We start from the raw sequence: 20,606 nt of genomic DNA on the forward strand, positions 1-20,606 counted from the left end.
ACCGCACTCAGAAGCCGAGTGCATTGCCCACGCTACTGATCGCATCGCCTGCCTTGTCCTTGGCGCCGCCGACCGCGTCGCCCACGGCCTGGCCCGCGCCGCTCACGGCCTCGCCGGCACTGGTCGCCGCGTCGACGACCCCACCCGGGTCGACCGACACGTCGAAACCGACCTTGCCACCCACGCCGAGCGCGGCGCCGGCGGATGCGCCGATGTGGAACTTGCCGTCGTCACCCATACCGAACTGGGCGTCGGCGGAGGCGCCGACACCGGCCCATGCCTCGCCGTTGACACCTGCGCCGACACCGGCGACCTCACCACCGACGTCACCGCTGGCCTTGGCACCGGCGAACGCCTCGGCACTGACGTCGGCGCCGGTGAGGCCGACGCTGGCGTCGGCGGAGGCCTCGGCACCCGCCATGGCCTCACCACTGGCCGACACGCTGGCGTGGTCGCCGAAGTTCATCTCGCCCTCGACATCGCCCCTGGCACCGACGAACGCCTCGGCACTGGCCTGTGCCCCGAGCGCGTCGACGCTCGCCTCGGCGTTGGCGTCGCCGCCCACGAAACCGCTGGCGCTGCCGCTGCCCGACACGCCCATCCCGGTGTCGAACTCACCTTCCACCTCGCCCTTGGCCAGGTAAGCCTCGGCGTTCGCACCGGCGGCGAAACCGTCCTCGGTGACCTCGGCGTACGCGCCTGCTCCGGCGCCGAGCACCGAACCCGAGCCGGATGCACCGGCCGACATGTCGCCGTACTCGGCGCCCACATCGAACTCGCCGCCCGCGACCTCGACGTCGTCACCGACCTCGTGGCGCACCGGGTCGATGCCGAGCATGCCGGGGCCGGGGAGGTCGATGCCCAGGCTGTCGAACAGCTCCCTGGCGCCGTCGTGCATGAGCTTGTCGGCCGGTTCGTCGCCGACCGTGTTCTGGTAGCTGCGGTTGCCGTTCTCGTCGGTCTGCCAGCCGCCCGGGTCGACGTCCTCCCACTGGCCGGTCTCCGGGTTGAACCGCCGCTGCGTCTGCCGGTTCTCGGCTCCGAACTCCTGCTCGCCGAACCCGTGCTGGAACCGGCCCTCCTCGTCGTGGGTCATGCCGAGCGCCATGGCCGCGATGCCGCCCTCCGCGGCCACGGCCTTCCGCGCGGCGTCGAGGATCTGCTGCGCCTCCGCCATGGCGGGCGCGCCCGGGTCCTCGAACGGCGTCATCGGGCCGTCCATCATCGGGCCCAGCGCGCGCTGCGCGTCGTACTGGGCCTTCGCCGCCCTGCTGGCAGCCCGCGCCTGGTGGTACAGCTCGATCGCGCGCTGCGCCTCACCCTGCCCCCAGTTCAGGATGTCGGCGTAGTTCGCCAGCTGCTCGCCGCCCTGGCCGACGGCTTCCGCAGCCTGCCCCCACTTGGGCGGCTCCTCCGCGAAGACCGAACGGAAACTCGTCGCCGCATCGCCGACCCAGCCTGCCGGGTCGATCGTGCCGAGGGTCGAACCGATGTCGTCGGCGACGTTGATCGGATCGACCAACGAACCGAGATCGGACGAGATCACCTCGGGTTCACCCGGAACGAGCGCCTTCGGATCGTCGGTCTGCCCCAGTTCCGCCATCACCGCTCCTGTCCCTCACTACCCGCACCGCCGTCGAGAACGGCGCTGATGCCGCCCGCGGCGGCACCGCCGACCGCACCGCCGAGGCCGCCTGCGATCCCGCCGACCGCACCGCCGACCGCGCCGCCCACGGCTCCACCGGCGGCGATACCGCCCGCCGCGCTCTCGACCGCGTTCCCCAGTGTGTCCAGCGACGAGCGCGTGTCGTCATCGGATTCGAGGTACTGGGCGGCGGCCGAGCCGAGCTGGCCTCCCAGTTCGTCGGCCTTGCCCTTCAGCGTCTCGAAGTGCTTGCGCATGCTCTCGATGTAGAGCTGCCACGCCTGTTGCACCGCGTCGTTCCCGTAGTCACCGCTCGGGCCCTGCCAGACCAGGTTCGCCGCGCCCCCCGCGGTCTCACCGATCCGTCCCGCGGTCCCGCGCAGTTCGTCAGGAACGGCATCAAAGCCTGTCATGGTCCCCAACTCCTTCGCCTGTTCGGTGGCCCGCCGGCCGCACGGGCCGCCGGCCACCGCTCGTACGTAGTTCATGACGCGGTACGGCCCCGCCCGGTTCCCAGGTCGGCGTGAATTCTTGTCCGCTCTCCCCCAACGGCACCCCTGCCGCATACACGAGGGGCGGGCCGGGATGCCCCGGCCCGCCCCTGGCGTGCGGTGTTGCGACGGCCCGTTCAGCCGAGGCCGGCGGCCAACCTGCCCGCGAGCAGCTGCGCGAACCGGTGCGGATCCGGCAACTCCTCCCCTTCGGCCAGCAGGGTGGTTCCGTACAGCAGCTGCGCGACCTCCGGCAGCGACGGATCGTCGGCGTTCGTCGCGTGCGACTCGCGCAACCCGGTCACGAGCGCGTGCTCCGGATTGATCTCCAGGATGCGCTTGACGTCCGGCAGCGGCTGGCCCAGCTGGCGATAGATGCGGACCAGCTCGGGGCTCAGGTCCCCCTCGTCGCCGACGATGCAGGCGGGCGAGGTCGTCAGCCGCGACGACAGGCGCACGTCCTTCACCTCGTCCGAGAGCGTCTCGCGCAGCCACTCCAGCAGGCCCGCGAACTGCTCCTTCGTCGCCTCGTCGGTGGAGTCGTCGCCCTCGCCGTCACCGTCCAGGTCCACTTCGCCCTTCGCGATCGACCGGAACGTCTTGCCCTGGAACTCGGCACCCGAGTCGACCCACATCTCGTCGACCTGGTCGGTGAGGATCAATACCTCGATGCCCTTGCTGGTGAACGCCTCCATGTGGGGCGACTTCTCCACCATCTCGCGCGAGCGGCCGGTCAGGTAGTAGATGTGTTCCTGGCCCTCGGGCATGCGCTCGATGTACTCGGCGAGCGTGGTCTGCTCGTCGGCCGAGCGGGTCGAGTCGAACGAGGCGATATCGAGGATGTCCTGTCGGCTGTCGGGGTCGGTGACCAGACCCTCCTTCACGCAAGTGCCGAACTGGCTCCAGAACGTGCGGTACTTGTCCCTGTCCTCGGACTCCTCCGACTTCACCAGACCGGCCACGGTGGACAGCACCTTCTTGGCGAGCCTGCGTCGCATGGCGCGAATCTGGCGGTCCTGCTGCAGGATCTCGCGCGAGACGTTCAGCGACAGGTCCTGCGCGTCGACGACACCCTTGACGAAGCGCAGGTACTCGGGCATGAGCTCCTCGCAGTCGTCCATGATGAACACGCGCTTGACGTAGAGCTGCACGCCGCGCTTCGCCTCGCGGGTGAACAGGTCGAACGGCGCACGCGAGGGCAGGAACAGCAGCGCCTGGTACTCGAACGTGCCCTCGGCCTGCAGCCGCATCGTCTCGAGCGGGTCGGCCCAGTCGTGGCTGATGTGCTTGTAGAACTCGTGATACTCGGCGTCGGTGACCTCGCTGCGCGGCCGTGCCCACAGCGCCTTCATCGAGTTCAGCGTCTCCGGCTCGACGACGGTCTCGTCGGACTCGCCGTCCTCGCCCTTCTTGACCCGCTCGACCTCCATCCGGATCGGCCAGGCCAGGAAGTCCGAGTAACGGGTGACGATCCGCCGCAGCACGCCGGTGTCGGTGTAGTCGTGCATGCCGTCGTCGGTGTCGACGGGCTTGAGGTGCAGCGTCACCGCGGTTCCCTGCGGCGCGTCGGGGACGTCGGCGATCGTGTAGGTCGCCTCGCCCTCGGACTCCCAGCGTGTGCCGACGGTCTCGCCCGCCTTGCGGGTCACGACGGTGACCCGGTCGGCGACCATGAACGCCGAGTAGAAGCCCACGCCGAACTGCCCGATGAGGTCGCTGCCCTGTGTCTCCTGCGCCGACTTGAGCTTCTCGAGAAGCTCGGCCGTCCCGGACCGGGCGATCGTGCCGATGAGACCGACGACCTCGTCATGCGACATGCCGATGCCGTTGTCGCGCACCGTCAGCGTGCGTGCTGCCGGGTCACGCTCCAGCTGGATGTGCAGGTCCTCGGTGTCGACGTCCAGGTCTTTGTCGACGAGCGATTCGAGCCGCAACTTGTCCAGCGCGTCCGAGGAGTTGGACAGCAGTTCCCGCAGGAACACGTCCTTGTCCGAATAGATCGAATGCACCATCAGGCGCAGCAGCTGCCGCGCCTCCGCCTGGAACTCGTGCGTCTCGGCCTGCTGCTCCGACTCCACTGCCTGCTCCGCCATCGGCGATGGACCCCCTTGGGTGATGACATGACTCGTGATGTGACGTTGGCGAATGCGCCCCCTCCATCATCACCGACGGGTGCATCGTGCGAGCGACGCCCCTGCTCTTCCACGTTCGCCGCACGCGGTGACCGGGTCGTCTCGACCGCGACCACCGCCAACCACCACGACCACCGCCGCCCCGCAACCGCCACGACCGACACGGACCTCGGCAGGCGGACTTCCGCACGCCGGAACCCGGCGATCCGTGACCGCCGGGTTCCGGTGCGAGGCCCGCCCCGTGGGACGGGCCGGAGCCAGTGCGCCGTCAGTGCCCGTGCACCACCCCGCTCAGCTCGTTCGGGGCGGCCTCCAGGTCTGCCGTCGCGGTCGTCTCGCCGGACTCGAGATCCACGGCGTGGAGCTGCTTCTGATCCGGGTCCGACACGTACGCGGTGCCGCCCCTGACGAAGAGCGCCGGCCGCGGTTCCTGCCACTCGATCGGCTCGGACCACTCCTCGTCGAGCACCGGGATCGACTCGGTCAGCTCACCGCTGTCGGGGTCGACGACATGGATCTTGCCGTCCGTGCCGAGCACCAGCGCCTCGCCCTCCGGGCCCCGCGCGAGCGAGCGGAAGGTGTAGCTCGCCGGCAGGTCGACCCGCTGCAGCTGCGCGTTCTCGGTGTCGACGAGTGCGATCTCCTCGGGCCTTTCGAGCTCGGCGTCCTCGTCCTGCTTGTAGTCACCCAGAACGATCGGCGACTCGGGCGATCCCGCCTGGTTGCCGATCCGGCCGTAGTCGGTCGGGCTGTCGACCTTCGTGATCTTCCCGTCGCGGTAGATCAGGACGCCGTCCTCGCAGCCGACCGCGATGGCGCCGCCCTGGGCGGCCGATTCGCCGTGCACCTCGGGGCAGTCCTCGTTGCGGGTGACCTCGGCGCGGCTCTCGTCGAGGATCGCGATGCCGTTGCGTTCCTCCTCGTTGCCGAGGGTGACGAGCATGCCGCCGTTGTCCAGCTCGACGGCCACACCGTGGTGCGGCTCCTCGGTGCGGTACTCCTTCGTCTCCGGCTTGCCGTCGCCGAGGTCGTGCGGGTCGAAGCTGCGCACCTGGCCCGTGCCGTCGGTGAACAGGACCGTGCGGTCCGCGTGACGCACGACGTGGCCGGGCTCGGCACCCCCGAACGTGACGTCGGTCAGCTGCCCTCCCACCGCGTCGAGAACCTGGAAACCCTCCGATGTGGACACCATGACGTGCCGGTCGTCCCCTGCCGGGTTGAGCCGATTGAAGCCTTCCAGCGGGATGTCGGCCTGCACCTCGAGCGTGTCGCCGTCGAGTACGTACATGCCGCCGTCGTAGGTCGTGACCACGGGTTCGGTGATATCGGCGCCACCGCCCTGCTCACCGCCACCACCGCCCTGGCCCGCTTGCTCGTCCGTGCCGCAGGCGCTCACCGCGACCATCGCGGCAGCCGCCGAGGCCGCGGCGAGTCTCCTGGTCCGGGCCGTACTCTTCATCTCTTCTCCTTCTGGTGGGAACCAATTCGGTGTGCGCGGCGCTGCTCGACCCGCCGCGCAGGGTCATGAGCCGGTGAGTCCGTCGACGATGGCCTCGGTGTTGGCGCGCATCATGGCGAGATAGGTCGGTGCGCCCCCGTCGCCACCGGTGAGAGATTCCGAATGCAACGACCGCACCTGCACGTCGACGCCGGCACGGTCGGCCAGCACCTGCGCGAGCCGGTCCGGCTGCGAGGAGTCGGCGAAGATCGCCCGCACCCCGGCCTCGCGCACCGTGCCCGCCAGGTCTTCGAGGTCCGATGCGCTGGGCGAGGCGAGTGTCGTGCCGCTGGGGATCACCGCTCCCAGCACGGTGAAGTCGTACCGCTGCGCGAGGTATCCGAAGACGTGGTGGTTGGTGACCAACGTGCGCTGGTCGTCGGGGATGCGGTCGAACTGCCGGTTCATCCACCCGTCCAACTCGTCCAGCTTCGCCAGGTACGCCCGCGCGTTGGCACGGACCGCGTCCTCGTCGATTCCGTCTACATCGGACACGATGCGGTCTCGGATGTGCTCCACGGCCGTGCGCATGCGCTGCGGATCGGTCCAGAAATGCGGGTCCGCTTCTCCCCCGGAGTCACCGCCGGAGAAGCGGACGGGGTCGACCTGCTCGGCCACCGCCAGCGCCGGGACGCCCGCCTCGACCGCGGCATCGACGTTGCGCTGCACGCCTTCCTCCAGGCCGAGCCCGTTGTGGACGAGCAGGCCCGCCTGTTCCACGATCGCCGATTCCCGGGCCGAGATCGCGAACGAATGCGGATCGGCACCAGGCTGCATGAGCACGGTGACCTCGGTCTGGTCCCCCGCGATCTCGCGCGTGACGTCACCGAGGATGTTTGTCGTCACCACGATGCCGCCGTCCCCGGCGCCCGCAGCCGAACACCCGCTCAGCGCCAGCGCGCCCACCGACACCAGCGAGGCCACCACGGCCGCGAGCCGGCCCCCGCGCCACGCCGTCATCGGCCCGCCTCCACGAGCTGCGACGGCGTGACGTCGACGTCGAACGTACGAGCGACGCGCAGATCGTCGTGGTAGTCGATCTCGTGCACGGTCGACGCGGCGGGATCGTTGACGTAAGCGCGGTTCGTGTCGGCCGTGATGGTGACCCCGTCGGGCGCGCCGCCGTCGAGCAGCGGCGCCGTCGCGGTCTCCTCGCCGGTCTCGGCGTCATAGGCGTGGAGCACCCCGTCCTCGGTCAGGACCAGCAGCGGCCCGTCGGCACCCGTGGCCACCACGGCGGCGGCGGGGCCGCTCCTCACGAACGTCCACGCGCCCTCCCCGGTGTCGAGGATCCACGCACCCTGCCTGCCGCCGACGGCGCCGAGGGTCTCGGAGCCCGGCCGCTGGTGGAACGTCGCTGCGTCGGGGCCGTCCTCGGGATACGGGATGTGCTCGGCGGTGAACTCGCCGTCGTCCTCCCCGACGAGCACCGCGCCGTCGGCGCAGCCGAACACGACGCCGCGGCTGGTCGCGGCGGCGTGGGCGGGCCGGGCGCACGTCGCGTCGACGTCGGCAACCGTGCCACCGTCACGTTCCCGCACGACGAGGCCGTCGTCGCCTGCCACCACGAGGTGCTGTTCGTAGGGCACGGCGATGCCGTCGATCGTCTCGCGCTCGCCGACCTCGCCCGCTTCGAGCTTCTCCCTGTCGAGCAGCACCGTGGTGCCGTCCTCGCGGGCGAGTGCGGTGACGGCGCTGTCCGACCACGCCCCCGTCACCGTGCCGTCGACGACGCCGGCTCGGCCGGGCTGCGTGCGGTAGTAGTGGTTGTGGTCGCCGTGTTCGACGGTCCAGGCACCGCTGTCAACCACGCGTGTGCGCCCGTCGCCGGCGAGAAAGGCGAACCGGCCGTCGGTGACGGCTCCGGTCACACTCTCCCCGCCGGGGAGGTCGGTCACCTCCTCGGTCAGCAGGTCGACGACCCGCACGCCCCGCCCGTCGCCGTCGGCGACCACCAGCCGCAGCTGGGGTTCCGTGCCCTCCTCGGCGCCCTCGACGTAGCCGTGCGGAGTGCTGGACGCGGGCGATCCGCTCGGCTCGGCGTTCCCGCCACAGGCGGTCAACGCAAGTCCACAGAGGACTGCGGCGAACGCGGTCGCGGCGCGTGGCCGGAACGCTGTCGTTGTCACGTGCGGTATCACGGTGTCCTTTCCGGAATGGATTCGGTGGAAACGGCGCGCGGCGCGTCGCGGCACGGGCGCAACCGGGAGAGCGAGGCGGAGAGGCCGAACAGCGCCACGGCGACGAGCGCGATCGTGGCGCCCGCGGCGGTGCCCGCATGCCACGAGACGAGCAGCCCGATGATCGTGGCGGCGCTGCCGATGAGCGCGGCACCCAGCATGACCAGCGGAATCCGGTCTGCCCAGAACATCGCCGCGGCGGGCGGGGCCACCAGCAGCCCCACGACCAGCAGCGTGCCGACGACATGGAGCGACGACACGATCGCCAGCGTCAGCAACAACAGCAGCGCACCGTGTGCCACGCGGGGCCGCAGCCCGAGGGTCGCCGCGGTCCTCCGGTCGACGCTGAGCGCGACGAACGCCCGGTGCCCGCCGACCGACACGACGGCGGCGAGCGCCAGCGCCGCGACGAGCTGCAGCAGATCCTGCGCGCGCACCGCGAGTACGTCACCGAAGAGGATGCCGGTGAGATCGACCGCGAACGAGTCCGCCTGCGACACGATGATGACGCCGGCGGCCAGCATGGCGACGAACAGCAGGCCGATAGCCGTGTCCTGGGCGAACCGCCGCGACCGGCCGAGCACGGTGACACCGCAGGCCATCGCGACGGCGCTCAGCGCTCCGCCGAGCATCAGGTTGCCGCCCGCCAGGGAGGCCACCGCGACGCCGGGCAGCATGCCGTGGGCCATCGCCTCACCGAGGAAGGCCATGCCGCGCACGACGACCCACGTCCCGGCCAGGGCACAGATCGCCGAGACGAGGATCCCTCCCCACATCGCCCGCTGGACGAACGAGACCTCGAACGGCGCGATCAACCACTCCACACGCGGTAGCCTAAACTGAAAACGAATTTCATTTCAATCAGTTGTCCGTCGTGCCCGAGGAGAGCCATGACACAGACGACGAACGACACCGGTGCAGGACCCCCGGGGCGCCGCACTCCGGACGCCGGTGTCCGAGCGGGCCCCGCACTGCCGTCGCACGGGGACGACACGACGGCACCCGAACCGGCTGAGGTCGCACTCGACGAGGTCTCCGCCGGATACGACGGCACGACCGTCCTGCACGGGGTGACCGCCCGCCTCCCCTGCGGAGCCGTCACCGCGATCGTGGGCCCCAACGGCGCCGGGAAGTCCACAATGGTCGGTGTGATCGCAGGCGTGGTCAGGCCCGATTCCGGCAGGGTGACCACGCCAACGGCCACCAGGCCCGCACTGGTCGTCCAGCAATCCGGCCTGCCCGAGCAGCTGCCGATCACCGTGCGGGACGTCGTGCGCATGGGCCGCTGGGCCCGCCGCGGACCGTGGCGCCGGCTCCGCCGCGACGACCACCGGCTCGTCGAGGACGCACTCGACCACCTCGGTATCGCCCACCTCGCCCGACGGCGCCTCAGCACACTCTCCGGCGGGCAACGCCAGCGCGCGCTCGTCGCCCAGGGACTCGTACAGCACTCCGAGGTTCTGCTGCTCGACGAACCTGCCGCCGGGCTCGACGTCGCCGCCCAGGACGCGATCGCCGCGGCACTCCACAGTGCCGCCGCGGACGGAACCGCCGCGGTCCACGTGACCCACGACCTCGCCGACGCGGATCGCGCCGACCATTGCGTGCTGCTCGCCGGAGGCCGCGTCCTCGCCGAGGGCCCGCCCGCCGACGTGCTGACCCACGAGGTCGTCGATCACGCCTGGGGACTGGACCGCTACCGCGGCAGGTGATGGGGCAGGCACGCACCCCCGCCGCTGCGTGGGCGGCGAACACCGGGACCGGACTCGGCGCCCTCACCCGCTCCGCTCGGCGTCCTCACCCGCTCCGCTCGGCGGGGACGGGCGCCGACGTGCTGTCACGCCGGGGAATTCCGGCCACGACTGCGGCCACGGCCACCAGCGAGAGGGCCATCAGGACGAAGGCGGCCGTGTCGGTGCCGGCCGCGGCGGTCGCGGTGGACGCCGCGGCGAGGCCGATCGCCCCGCCGAACTGCTTCGAGGTGTTCATCAGGCCGGACGCGGCACCGGTGTGCCCTGCCCGGACACCGGTGGTGACGAGGGTGGCCAACGGCGTGTTCAGCAGGCCCCCGCCGATCCCGATCGCGACGCTCGGTACCAGGAACGACACGGCGAACGGGCCGTGATCCACCGCCGCGAACCAGAACAGCGCGGGCACGGCGATCACGACCCCGGCGACGACGAGACTCCGGGGCGAGTGCCGCCGCATCAGGCGCGGCGTGACCCAGAGGTTGACTCCGAGCATGACCACGATCAACGGGACGAAGGCCATCCCGGCCTGCATCGGCGTGTAGCCCAGCTGGGTCTGCATGCGGTAGGTGAGGAAGAACCACAGTCCCACCTGGAAACAGGCAGCCGTCAGCGCGGTCGCGACGTTGCCGACCGCGATGGTCCGGTCCCGCAGCAGCGCGGTCGGCACCAGCGGGTACCGGCTGCGCCGCTGCTGCATCACGAGCAGCGCCAACAGCACGACGGCGCCGCCTCCGGCCAGGACGGGCAGCACCCCGGCGGCCGGCTCCCCTGCCGACGACAGTGCGTAGGCGGCGCCCGTGAAGGCGCCGGTCGCCAACCCGGCACCGGTGAGACTGATCCGCCCGCCGCGGCGGTCGTCGACGTTCCGCCGGTACAGCACGACCGCGGCGGCCACCACGGCGCCACCGAGGGGCAGGTTGATCAGCAGGGTGAGGCGCCACGACACCAGATCGGTGAGCACCCCGCTGACGAGGTTGCCGACACCGCCTCCCGCCAGGCTGACGGCGGTCCAGATCGCGATCGCGCGGGTGCGGACCGGGCCTTCGGCATGGGTGACCGTGAGCAGCGTGAACGTAGCGGGCGAGACGACGGCGGCAGCGAGCCCCTGCGCGGCCCGCGCTGTGACGAGCACCCAGCCCTCGGTGGCGAGGCCGCCGATCGTGCCGGCCACGGCGAAGACCCCGGAGCCCCAGGCGAGCAGCCGCGCGGTGCCGACGACGTCGGCCAGCCTCGCACCCACCAGAAGTACCCCGGCGAAGCCGACGCTGTAGGCCATCGCCACCCACGATGCCGTGACCCGCCCGAGTCCCAGCTCGGCCTGGATCGACGGCAGCGCGATGTTCACCACGGAGACGTCCAGCACCACCGACAGCTGCGCCAGACAGGACGCCCACAGCCCGAGTCGCCGCATCGCAGCGGGCACCACCTTCCTGATACAGGTGTATCAACGAATGATACGAATGTATCAAGCGGAGCGAGAAGGGAGCCGTCGATGTCCGAGGGTCAGCGCAGGGACGAGATCATGAGTGCGGTCGAACGCCTCCTCGCGCGGGGCGGCATCGACGCGGTGACCATGCGCGCCGTGGCGACCGAGGCCGGCGTGTCACTCCGGCTCGTGCAGTACTACGGCCGCACCAAGGACGAACTCCTGAGCGCGACCCTCGACCGCCTCGCCGACCGCAGTATCGAACGGTGGCGCGAGCGCTCCCTGTCCGCCGACCCGGCCCGGTCGACCCTCGGCCGTGTCCGGGACTTCCTCCACGAGGCATTGCCCACCGACGAGGCGAGCAGGGGTTTCCACCGGGTCGGCGTGTCCCTCGAAGCCCTCGCGATCACACAACCGGGCGCGGCGGGCCGCGCCTACCAGCGGCACCTCGACGGGCTCGCCGACCACCTCGCCGACACACTCCGCTCCGGCACCCACCTCGACGCGGCGTCCGCGCGCCTGCTCGCACTGGAGGCCATGGCTCTCGCGCACGGATTGGGAACGCTGTTGATGGCGGGCAGAATCGGCCGGCGCGACGCCGAGTCGCTGACGGAGGACTACCTCGAACGACTTCGCCCTCGGCTGTCCCCCTGACCGTCCACGCCTCCGCCGCGTCTGGTGTGCCACCTCGCGCGTTCTGTACGCTGTTCGCACGGACGTTCAGTATGCGTACGCATTGTGGTCGTCGCTCCCTCGAGCACGCCACCGCGGGCGCGCGACGATGGCCAGGCGACCGAGGAGGGGCGCATGACCAGGACCGACGGCGACCGACCGGCCACGCCACCCGGTCCACCCACGCACCGATTCGAACGCCCGCCCCGCCCGTTGCCGGACCTGCGCACGCTGCGCCGCGATTCCGGCGCCGTGTACGCCACCAACGGCCTCGTCGGTATGGTGTTCGCCGCCACGGGCCCCATCGCGGTAATCATGTCCGTCGGCGTATCCGGCGGCCTGTCCACCCCGCAGCTCTCGTCGTGGATCTTCGGGATCTTCTTCCTCAACGGCCTGCTGACCCTGCTCGCCTCCTGGCTGTACCGCCAACCGCTCGCGTTCTTCTGGACCATCCCCGGAACCGTCGTGGTCGGCGGCTCCCTCGATCACCTGACGTGGGCCGAAGTCCTCGGCGCCTTCCTCGTCACGGCGCTGCTGATCCTGCTCATCGGACTCACCGGGTGGGTACGCCGCGTCATGGCCGCGCTGCCCATGCCGATCGTCATGGCGATGGTCGCCGGCGTCTTCCTGCAGTTCGGCCTCGATCTCGTCGGCGCGTTCGGTGTCGATCCCGGCCTGGCCGTGCCGATGGTGGCGGCGTTCCTGCTGCTCAGCGTCGTGACCGGGCTCGGAAAGCACATGCCGCCGATCCTCGGCGCGCTGCTCATCGGCGTGGCTGCGGTCGCGCTCTCCGGCCGGTTCGACCCGGCAGGCCAGGCCGCGTGGTTCGCCCAGCCGATGCTGCAGGCCCCGCAGTGGTCGTGGCAGGCCATGGTCGAACTCGTCGTCCCACTGGCGATCACCGTGCTCGTCGTACAGAACGGCCAGGGCATCGCCGTGCTCAAGCAGGCGGGCCACGGACCGCCGATCAACGTCGCCACCGTGGCCTGCGGCCTGTGGTCACTGCCCGCTGCCGCGGTCGGCGCCGTGTCCACCTGCCTGACCGGGCCCACGAACGCACTGCTCACCGCGTCCGGACAACGTAGCCGCCACTACATCGCCGGCATGGTGTGCGGCGTGCTCGCGATGCTCGTCGGCCTGCTGGCACCGGCGTTCGTGCGGCTCATGCTGGCCACACCCGAAGCATTCATCGCCGTCCTCGGCGGCCTCGCCATGCTCCGCGCGCTGCAAGGGGCATTCGTGAGCGCCTTCGGCGGCCGGTTCAGCCTCGGCGCCCTCGTCGCCTTCGTCGTGACGGTCTCCGACGTCGACCCGCTGAACATCAGCGCCGCCTTCTGGGGCCTGCTCGCCGGACTCGCCGTCTCGGCCCTCATGGAACGTGCGGATTTCGCCGCCGACCGGATGACCTGACCGGCACCGGCGCCCGGTCAGGTTGCCGACGCCTGGGCGGCGCCGGCAACCTGACCGATCGGCCCTGCTGGGTCAGTCCTGCTCGGAGCCCGGCTGCTGGGCGAGGAACTGCTCGAACTCCGTCGCCAGCTCGTCGCCGGTCGGCATCTCGGCGTCGCCGACCAGCAGGTTGTTCTCCGCCGAGGTGAACGCGTCGTACTGCTCCTCGAGCGAGTGCACCACGCTCGCCGCCTCGTCCGAATCCTTGACCTGGCGTTCGACCTCGACCTCGGCGCGCCGCGCGGCCTCCCGCAGCGCGTCGTCCGGCAGCTGCAGACCCGCGACCTTCTGCACCGCGTCGACCAGGGTCAAGGCCGCCACCGGATAGCGCGACTGCGCCAGGTAATGCGGCACGTGCGCGGCGAACCCCGCCGCATCGTGGCCCGCCTGCCCCAGCCGGAACTCGACGAGCGCCTCCGCGCTGCCCGGCACCGTGGCCCGGTTGAACGTCGGGCTGAACTGGCGCACCAACTCCGTCCGCGTCGCGTGTGCGGTCACCCCGAGCGGTCGCGTATGGGGCACAGCCATCGGGATCCCCTGGAACTGCACACTCAGCCGGACCTTCCACCGCTCGACCAGCCGGCGCACCGCCTCGGCGAACAGTTCCCACTCGCGATCCGGTTCCGGACCCGTGAGCAGCAACATCGGGGTCTCGTCGGCGTCGTGCAGCAGCCGCACCGTCAACTCCGGCACCTGGTAATCGGCCCAGCCGTCGCCGTCCCACGTCATCGCAGGCCGCCGCGACCGATAGTCGATCAGCCGGTCGACGTCGAATCGCGCCACCACCGGACCGTCGAACGTCTCGGTGAGGTGTTCGGTCAGCAGTTCGCCCGCGCTGCCCGCGTCGACGTATCCGTCCAGGTGGTACAGCAGGACCGCACCGTCGAGCACCGGCACGTCGGAATCGACCACGTACAACTCGTCCGCATCGGTCATGTCGCCACCTCCTCCTCGGCCCATCGCGTCGCGATCCGCACTGCCCGGCCGTGTCGAGGCGGGGCGCGCACCAGCCGCGATGGGTGGTTGCCGGCGCCCCAGTGCGCCCGTCGCTACCGCTGCTTCTTCGGCTTCTTCTCCCTCACCCGGACGTTGATCCGTACCGGTGAGCCGTGGAACCCGAACCGCTCCCGGAACTTGCGCTCGACGAACCGGCGGTAGCCGGCCTCGAGGAAGCCCGTCGTGAACAACACCAGCGTAGGCGGCCGGATTCCCGCCTGGGTCGCGAACAGCACCTTCGGCTGTTTACCGCCGCGCACCGGCGGGGGCGTCGCCGCGACCAGATCCGACAGCCAGCTGTTCAGCTGACCCGTGGGGACCCGCTGATCCCACGAGGCGAGCGCCGTCCGCAGCGACGGTGCGAGCTTGCGCACCGCGCGCCCGGTCAGCGCCGACACGTTGACCCGCTCCGCCCACGGTACTCGCACCAGGCCGCGATCGATCTCCCGTTCCAGCTGATGCCTGCGGTCGTCGTCGACCAGGTCCCACTTGTTGAACGCGAGCACGAGCGCGCGGCCCGCCTCGGAGACCATCGTGATGATCCGCAAATCCTGTTCGGACAGTGGTTCGCTCGCGTCGAGCAACACGATCACCACTTCGGCCGCGTCGATCGCGGTCTTGGTCCGCAGCGACGCGTAGTACTCCATGCCGCTGGCCGTCTGGACCCGCTTGCGCAGGCCCGCGGTGTCTACGAAGCGCCAGTCCTGCCCGTCGAGTTCCACGAGCGAGTCGACCGGATCGACCGTCGTACCCGCGACATCGTCCACAACGGACCGCTCTTCGCCGGTGAGTTTGTTCAGCAGGCTCGACTTCCCGACGTTGGGCTTGCCGACGAGGGCCACCCGGCGCGGTCCCGCGACGGGTGCGCGCCGCTCCCGCGGCGCCTCCGGCAGCACCTCCAGGATCGTGTCCAGCAGGTCACCGGAGCTGCGGCCGTGCAGCGCGCTCACCGGGTGCGGTTCACCGAGGCCCAGCGACCACAGCGACGCCGTCTCGGCGATCAGCCGCTGGTCGTCGACCTTGTTCGCCGCGAGGATCACCGGGCGCTTCGACCGGCGCAACACCTTCGCGACAGCCTCGTCGGTGGCGGTCGCCCCGACGGTCGCGTCGACCACCAGCAGCACCGCGTCCGATGTGGACATCGCCAGGTCCGCCTGCGCGGCCACCGAGCGCTGCAGGCCGTCGGCGTCCGGTTCCCAGCCGCCGGTGTCGACGAGCGTGAACCGCCTGCCGCCCCAGAGGGCGTCGTAGGCAACCCGGTCACGGGTCACGCCCGGCACGTCCTGCACGACCGCCTCGCGGCGGCCCAGGATCCGGTTGACCAGCGTCGACTTGCCCACGTTCGGCCTGCCGACCACGGCCAGCACGGGTTGCGCGCCCACGACCTCCCCGTCGTCGGTCCCGGACTGGGCGCCCAGCTCGTCGAGACGGGCGAATTCGGCCTCGTCGGACCAGGTGCCGTCGACCTCACCGGAGGCCGTGCCGTCTGCTTCGGTCATCGCTACTGCTTCTCTTCCCTGTCGCTGTGCCTGGTCGCGTCGACGCGGGAGACCAGGTCGGCGAGCGTCCCGCGGATGTGCTCGGTCGCGTCGGCCAGCCCGCTGCGGCCGCGCCCGACCTCCAGTGTGAACGGTTCCCCCGCGACGACGTCCACCGCGGGGCGCAGCCGTCTGCGCCGCAGCTCCGGCGGACGCAACGTGCCGCGCACCGCGACGGGCTGCACCACCGCACCGGAGTTGCGCACCAGCCATGCCGCACCGTGATGTGCCGAGGTCACCTCACCGGCGCCGCGGGTGCCCTCGGGAAAGACTCCCACGAGCCCGCCACGGGCCAACACGCCGGTCGCCGTCGTCAGCGCCGTCCGGTCCGGAGCTCCCCTGGTGACCGGAACCTGCCCGATCCGCCGCAGCCACGGCCCCGCGGCCGCGTCGAACATCTCGTCCTTGACCAGGAACACCGACCGCCGTGGCAGCAGGCCGAACAGCAACTGTGGTTCGATCATCGTGCTGTGGTTGGCCACGAGCACCACGGGGCCGGTGCGCGGCACCCGCTCCATGCCAGCCACGCGCAACCGGTACGCGGGCCGGTACAGGTGCCGGGCGATCGTCCGGCCCAAGTCGTGCAACCACGGCACGGCACCGTCCGGCAGTTCGGCGGATCGCGCCGGATCCGCCGGTCCGCTCACCGGCACGGCTCCGCCACGTCCTCGCCGAGCAGCCCACGCGTGCCGGCCAGTTCGGTCAGCGCCACGAGCACCTGTTCGATCGACAGCTCCGACGTGTCGAACTCGACCGCGTCGTCGGCGGGCCGCAGCGGCGAGGCCGCACGGCTCGAATCCAGCCGGTCCCGGCGCTCCACCGACGCCAGCACGGTGGCCTGGTTGGACTCCCGCCCCGCCGCGGTGTCCTGGGCACCCCTTCGCGCCGCGCGGACCTCCGGCGCCGCGGTGAGGAACACCTTCAGCGGTGCGTCCGGCGCTACGACGGTGCCGATGTCCCGTCCGTCGACGACGATGCCGCCCTCGTCACGCGACGCCTCCTCGATGAGGGTCCGCTGCCGCTGCACCAGCAGGTCCCGCACCTCCGGCACTGCCGAGACTGCCGAGACCGCGGCGTCGACCCGCGGCGTCCGGATCGCCTCTCCCACGTCCGTGCCGTCGAGCCGTGCCTCCGGCCTGCCCGGATCGGTCGCCACGTCCAACCGGACCGACCGCGCGAGCGCCACCACCGCGTCCGTGTCGTGCGGGTCGACACCCGCATCGAGGACCGCCAGCGTCACCACGCGGTACATCGCACCCGTGTCGAGGTACCCGGCGCCCAGTTTGGCCGCCAGTTTCCGCGCCACCGTGGTCTTCCCCGTCCCCGACGGCCCGTCGAGGGCGACCACGCCGCGTAGGGCTCCCGTCACCGACGTCTCCTCGCTACTCGCCTGCGTTCACGTGCACCCGCGGGGAACCGCTCACCCACGCCGCCCCGTGCCGCCGTCGCCGGCGCACCACGATCCGTGCCGCGCCGCGTCCCGGTCGCGTGCCGCGCTGTGCTGCCGTCCCATTCTGCCTGGTGGTCACTCCCGCCCGGCACGCAGGCGCTGCGAGAGCTCGTCGACCACCAGTGTCGAACGGTCGACGCCACCGGTCCGGTAGGCGGCGCGCCCGAACAGCTGCGACAGCACCGGCGCGGTGATGACCTGGAACAGCCCTGCCAGCACGAGACCGGCAGCGAAGTGCGGTTCGAGCCGCACCGCCGTGCCCGCGAGGATGAGCAGCAGCCCGAGCGTCTGCGGCTTCGTGGCCGCCTGCAGCCTGCTCAGCGTGTCCGGCAGCCGCACCATGCCCCAGGCACCGATCACGCAGAACAGCGCACCAGAGACGAGCCCCACCGCGCTGATCCAGTCCCGCACGCTCATCGGTACTCCTCCCTGCGCTCGACCAGCCGCACCACCGAGATCGTGCCTACGAACCCGAGCAGCGCGACGACCACGATCAGCGCGATGTAGATGCCCCGTGACGACATCGCCATGCCCACCGCCGTTCCCGCGACGATCAGCACCACCAGCACGTCCACGGCGAGGATCCGGTCGAGCGTGCGCGGACCTCGCACGATGCGCAGCAGCGTCAGCAGGCCCGCCACCGCCAACAGGCCGAACGTGATCGCGAAGACGATGCTCATCGGTCCTCCCGCCTGTTCTCGTCACCGTCACCGGCATCGGCATCGGCATCGGCGCCACGGGCCTCGGCCTCCGACTCGGCGACCGCCTCGATGGGAGCCGGCTGCTGCGGCCTGCTGGCCGCGGTGCGGTCCCGCTGCCGTTTCGCCTCCTCGGCACGGCTTCGCGCCTCCGGCGCCTCCTGCTCGTCGCCGAACGCCCACACGACGACCCGCTGCATGTCGACCACGTCGTCGTAGGCCTTGTGGGCGTCCTGTGCAGCGCGCACGCCGGTCGTGTAGACGTACCAGATGCCGCCGGGCCGGTCGATCTGCAGCACGAACTTGCCCGGCGCGAGGGACACGACGTTCGCGGCCGACGCGATGATGTGGTCGACGTCGGACAGCACCGGGACCGCGATGATCGCCGCGGACACCCTGCCCGAGTTGCGCACGGCATCCGCCACGAACCGCAGCGCCGAGCCGAACAGGTCGACCAGGACGTACCCGGCCAGCACCGCCAGCCGCCACGGTCTGCGGAAGATGTTCCACCGGTGCGAGGGCAACGGGAACAACACGAGGACGATCAGCGCCACGACGAGGCCGTACACCGCCGTCGCCACGTCGAACGTGCCCCACAGCAACATCCAGACGATGACGAGCCAGATCACCAGCGACGGGGCGACGCGGGTGCCGTGCCTGCCGCGCCGGGGCATCAGCCGTTCCCCTCTCCGAGCACCGCGGAGCGGTAGCCCTCGTCGTGCAGCAGGTCGTGGGCCGCGCGTGCACTCATGTCGGCGAGTGGGCCCGCCAACACGGCGATCAACACGCTGATCAGGACGAGACCGCCCGTCGCACCGAGCATCGCCGCCGAGGTCGAGCCCGTGCCCACGGTCACGTCGTCGTTCGGATCGTCGTCCGGCAACGGTTCGGTCGGCGGTCCCCAGAACGCGCCGACCCAAATCTTCGTGACGGCGTAGAGCGTCAGCAGGCTCGTCACGACAGCGCCTGCCGTCACGGCGATCGCCATCGGAGTGCCCACCGCGGCGCCCGCCTGCAGCAGCGCGATCTTGGCCACGAAGCCGGAGAACGGCGGAATGCCGGCGAGGCTCATCGCCGGAATCGCGAACAGCACCGCCACCAGCGGATACGCCCTGGCGACCCCGGACATCGCCTGCAACGACACGGTCCCGGTGTGCCGGGTCACGAGACCGCTGACCAGGAACAACGCACCCTGCACCGTGATGTGGTGCACGACGTAGAGGATCACGCCGGCCAGGCCGATCACGGTGAACAGCGCAAGTCCGAACAGCATGTACCCGATGTGGCTGACGAGCAGGAACGACAACATACGGTTGAGGTCGTTCTGCGCGATCGCGCCGAGCGCCCCGACAAGCATCGTCACCAGCGCCACGCCGAGCAACACGGCCCAGCTGTCGTCGTGCACGAACACGAGCGTCTGCGTGCGGATCAGGGCGTACACGCCGACCTTGGTCAGCAGTGCCGCGAACACGGCGGTGATCGGCGCGGGTGCCGTCGGGTAGCTGTCGGGCAGCCAGAAGTGCAACGGCACGATCGCCGCCTTGATGCCGAACACGACAACGATGAACACCGCCAGGCTCGACTGCACCCCTGCCGGCAGCGCGGCGATCTTCTCCGGCATCGCGGCGAGATTGACGGTGCCCGTGGCCGTGTAGACCAGGGCGATCATCGTGATGAACAACAGCGACGACGTGAGGCTGACGATGACGTAGGTCATGCTCGGCCGAACCCGTTGGGCGGTCACGCGCCGCGTGATCAGCACGTACGACGCGCCCAGCATGATCTCGAACGCGACGAACAGGTTGAACAGGTCGCCGGTCAGGTACGCCAGGGACACGCCCGCGCACAGCACCAGGTACATCGGGTGGAACGCCGTCGAGGCCGTTCTCCGCCCGAAGTCGGTGATGCGCTGGCCGACCGAGAAGATCAGCACCGCGAGAGTCACGAGCGCCGAGACGAGCAGCAGCAGCGCGGCGAGGCGGTCGGCGACGAGGGTGATCCCGAACGGCGGGCCGTACCCGCCAAGGCGCAGGACGACCGGCCCCTCGCTGTCGGCGCGCACGAGCAACACCGCCGCGACCGCGGCGATGGCGGTCAACACGACGACACCCATCAGTCGCTGCACGCGCGGGGAGCGGCCCGCGACCAGCGAGAGTGCCGCCGCCAACAACGGCAACAACACGGGAAGTGCGACGAGGAACGTCATCGGAGCCTGGCCTCCTCGTCGTCTTCGCCGGGCCGGCTCTCGGGCGCCTCCGGCGCCTCGAACCCGGCGACCCGCTCGCTCTCGGGCGTCTCCTCCTCGACCTCTCTGGCAGCGCGTTCGGCCTCGGCGATGCGGCGGTCCTCGACGTCGTCCTGCACCTCGTCGTGACCGAGCAGCGCCCAGGACCGATAGGCGAGCGCGAGCAGGAACGTCGTGAGCGCGAACGTGATCACGATGGCCGTGAGGGCGAGCGCCTGCGGGAGCGGATCGACCATCGCCTCGAGCACGGCGGTACCCGCGAACGTCGGCTCACCGGGTGGACCACCCGCCACCTGCAGGAACAGGTTCGCCCCGTGGCCGAGGATCACGATGCCCAGGATCACGCGCATCAGCGAACGCTGCATGAGCAGGTAGAAACCGATGGAGTAGAGGCCGGCGAGGGTCACGGCCATGGTGATGTTGATGGTCACGGCC

20 protein-coding genes are annotated in these 20,606 nt (G+C 70.9%); 3 read left to right on the forward strand and 17 right to left on the reverse strand.

The genetic code is table 11. The features are described from left to right. Positions 1-7 precede the first annotated feature (7 nt). From FB384_RS20900 to aztB, 7 genes are all read right to left on the reverse strand, one after another. Positions 8-1,603 carry a putative T7SS-secreted protein gene (locus FB384_RS20900; protein WP_183786517.1) on the reverse strand — a complete coding sequence of 532 codons (1,596 nt, stop codon included), beginning with the start codon at positions 1,601-1,603 and terminating at the stop codon, positions 8-10. Next, the gene (locus tag FB384_RS20905) at positions 1,603-2,058 is read right to left on the reverse strand and encodes a hypothetical protein (protein WP_183786518.1); all 456 of its coding nucleotides are present in this window, start codon (positions 2,056-2,058) and stop codon (positions 1,603-1,605) included. The genes FB384_RS20900 and FB384_RS20905 overlap by 1 nt, the downstream gene beginning before the upstream one ends. Positions 2,059-2,273: 215 nt before the next feature. After that, positions 2,274-4,229, reverse strand: a complete 1,956-nt coding sequence (htpG, locus tag FB384_RS20910) for a molecular chaperone HtpG (protein WP_183786519.1) — start codon at positions 4,227-4,229, stop codon at positions 2,274-2,276. 307 nt (positions 4,230-4,536) lie between these two features. Beyond that, a complete protein-coding gene (gene aztD, locus FB384_RS20915; protein WP_183786520.1) occupies positions 4,537-5,727 on the reverse strand; it encodes a zinc metallochaperone AztD in 1,191 nt (396 codons plus the stop codon). Between the two features lie 63 nt (positions 5,728-5,790). Further along, the gene (gene aztC / locus FB384_RS20920) at positions 5,791-6,726 is read right to left on the reverse strand and encodes a zinc ABC transporter substrate-binding protein AztC (protein WP_183786521.1); all 936 of its coding nucleotides are present in this window, start codon (positions 6,724-6,726) and stop codon (positions 5,791-5,793) included. Then, entirely contained in the window at positions 6,723-7,895 is a 1,173-nt protein-coding gene (locus FB384_RS20925) for a WD40 repeat domain-containing protein (protein WP_183786522.1), read from the reverse strand. The genes aztC and FB384_RS20925 overlap by 4 nt, the downstream gene beginning before the upstream one ends. An 8-nt stretch (positions 7,896-7,903) precedes the next feature. Further along, positions 7,904-8,770: a zinc ABC transporter permease AztB gene (gene aztB, locus FB384_RS20930; RefSeq protein WP_183786523.1), complete on the reverse strand. Its 867-nt coding sequence runs from the start codon at positions 8,768-8,770 to the stop codon at positions 7,904-7,906. Positions 8,771-8,836: 66 nt separating this feature from the next. Here aztB and aztA point away from each other — a divergent pair, with 66 nt between their 5' ends. Then, a complete protein-coding gene (gene aztA / locus FB384_RS20935; protein WP_183786524.1) occupies positions 8,837-9,658 on the forward strand; it encodes a zinc ABC transporter ATP-binding protein AztA in 822 nt (273 codons plus the stop codon). Positions 9,659-9,743: 85 nt separating this feature from the next. On the opposite strand, the gene FB384_RS20940 is transcribed toward aztA, so the two are convergent. Then, a complete protein-coding gene (locus tag FB384_RS20940; RefSeq protein ID WP_221213492.1) occupies positions 9,744-11,108 on the reverse strand; it encodes an MFS transporter in 1,365 nt (454 codons plus the stop codon). An 81-nt stretch (positions 11,109-11,189) separates the two neighbouring features. On the opposite strand from FB384_RS20940, the gene FB384_RS20945 reads away from it, so the two are divergent. Together FB384_RS20945 and FB384_RS20950 are read left to right on the forward strand one after the other, a co-directional pair. Beyond that, positions 11,190-11,777 carry a TetR/AcrR family transcriptional regulator gene (locus FB384_RS20945; protein WP_183786526.1) on the forward strand — a complete coding sequence of 196 codons (588 nt, stop codon included), beginning with the start codon at positions 11,190-11,192 and terminating at the stop codon, positions 11,775-11,777. 153 nt (positions 11,778-11,930) lie between these two features. Next, positions 11,931-13,205, forward strand: coding sequence for a benzoate/H(+) symporter BenE family transporter (locus tag FB384_RS20950; RefSeq protein ID WP_183786527.1), 1,275 nt, complete (start codon positions 11,931-11,933; stop codon positions 13,203-13,205). A gap of 72 nt (positions 13,206-13,277) precedes the next feature. On the opposite strand, the gene FB384_RS20955 is transcribed toward FB384_RS20950, so the two are convergent. The 9 genes from FB384_RS20955 to FB384_RS20995 form a co-directional block, all read right to left on the reverse strand. Continuing rightward, the gene (locus tag FB384_RS20955; protein WP_183786528.1) at positions 13,278-14,180 is read right to left on the reverse strand and encodes a proteasome assembly chaperone family protein; all 903 of its coding nucleotides are present in this window, start codon (positions 14,178-14,180) and stop codon (positions 13,278-13,280) included. A 113-nt stretch (positions 14,181-14,293) separates the two neighbouring features. Further along, entirely contained in the window at positions 14,294-15,739 is a 1,446-nt protein-coding gene (der, locus tag FB384_RS20960) for a ribosome biogenesis GTPase Der (RefSeq protein ID WP_183786529.1), read from the reverse strand. Between the two features lie 2 nt (positions 15,740-15,741). Next, the gene (locus FB384_RS20965; RefSeq protein WP_407676103.1) at positions 15,742-16,431 is read right to left on the reverse strand and encodes a lysophospholipid acyltransferase family protein; all 690 of its coding nucleotides are present in this window, start codon (positions 16,429-16,431) and stop codon (positions 15,742-15,744) included. Continuing rightward, positions 16,422-17,126, reverse strand: a complete 705-nt coding sequence (gene cmk / locus FB384_RS20970) for a (d)CMP kinase (protein WP_183786596.1) — start codon at positions 17,124-17,126, stop codon at positions 16,422-16,424. Before cmk ends, FB384_RS20965 begins: the two co-directional genes overlap by 10 nt. A 177-nt stretch (positions 17,127-17,303) precedes the next feature. Then, the gene (gene mnhG, locus FB384_RS20975) at positions 17,304-17,645 is read right to left on the reverse strand and encodes a monovalent cation/H(+) antiporter subunit G (protein WP_183786531.1); all 342 of its coding nucleotides are present in this window, start codon (positions 17,643-17,645) and stop codon (positions 17,304-17,306) included. Beyond that, positions 17,642-17,908: a monovalent cation/H+ antiporter complex subunit F gene (locus FB384_RS20980; protein ID WP_183786532.1), complete on the reverse strand. Its 267-nt coding sequence runs from the start codon at positions 17,906-17,908 to the stop codon at positions 17,642-17,644. Before FB384_RS20980 ends, mnhG begins: the two co-directional genes overlap by 4 nt. After that, positions 17,905-18,600: a Na+/H+ antiporter subunit E gene (locus tag FB384_RS20985; protein WP_183786533.1), complete on the reverse strand. Its 696-nt coding sequence runs from the start codon at positions 18,598-18,600 to the stop codon at positions 17,905-17,907. Before FB384_RS20985 ends, FB384_RS20980 begins: the two co-directional genes overlap by 4 nt. After that, entirely contained in the window at positions 18,600-20,132 is a 1,533-nt protein-coding gene (locus FB384_RS20990) for a Na+/H+ antiporter subunit D (RefSeq protein ID WP_183786534.1), read from the reverse strand. The genes FB384_RS20985 and FB384_RS20990 overlap by 1 nt, the downstream gene beginning before the upstream one ends. Continuing rightward, positions 20,129-20,602, reverse strand: coding sequence for a Na(+)/H(+) antiporter subunit C (locus FB384_RS20995; RefSeq protein WP_183786535.1), 474 nt, complete (start codon positions 20,600-20,602; stop codon positions 20,129-20,131). Before FB384_RS20995 ends, FB384_RS20990 begins: the two co-directional genes overlap by 4 nt. Positions 20,603-20,606 lie beyond the last annotated feature (4 nt).

It is taken from the genome of Prauserella sediminis (assembly GCF_014195435.1).
Classification (GTDB): domain Bacteria; phylum Actinomycetota; class Actinomycetes; order Mycobacteriales; family Pseudonocardiaceae; genus Prauserella; species Prauserella salsuginis.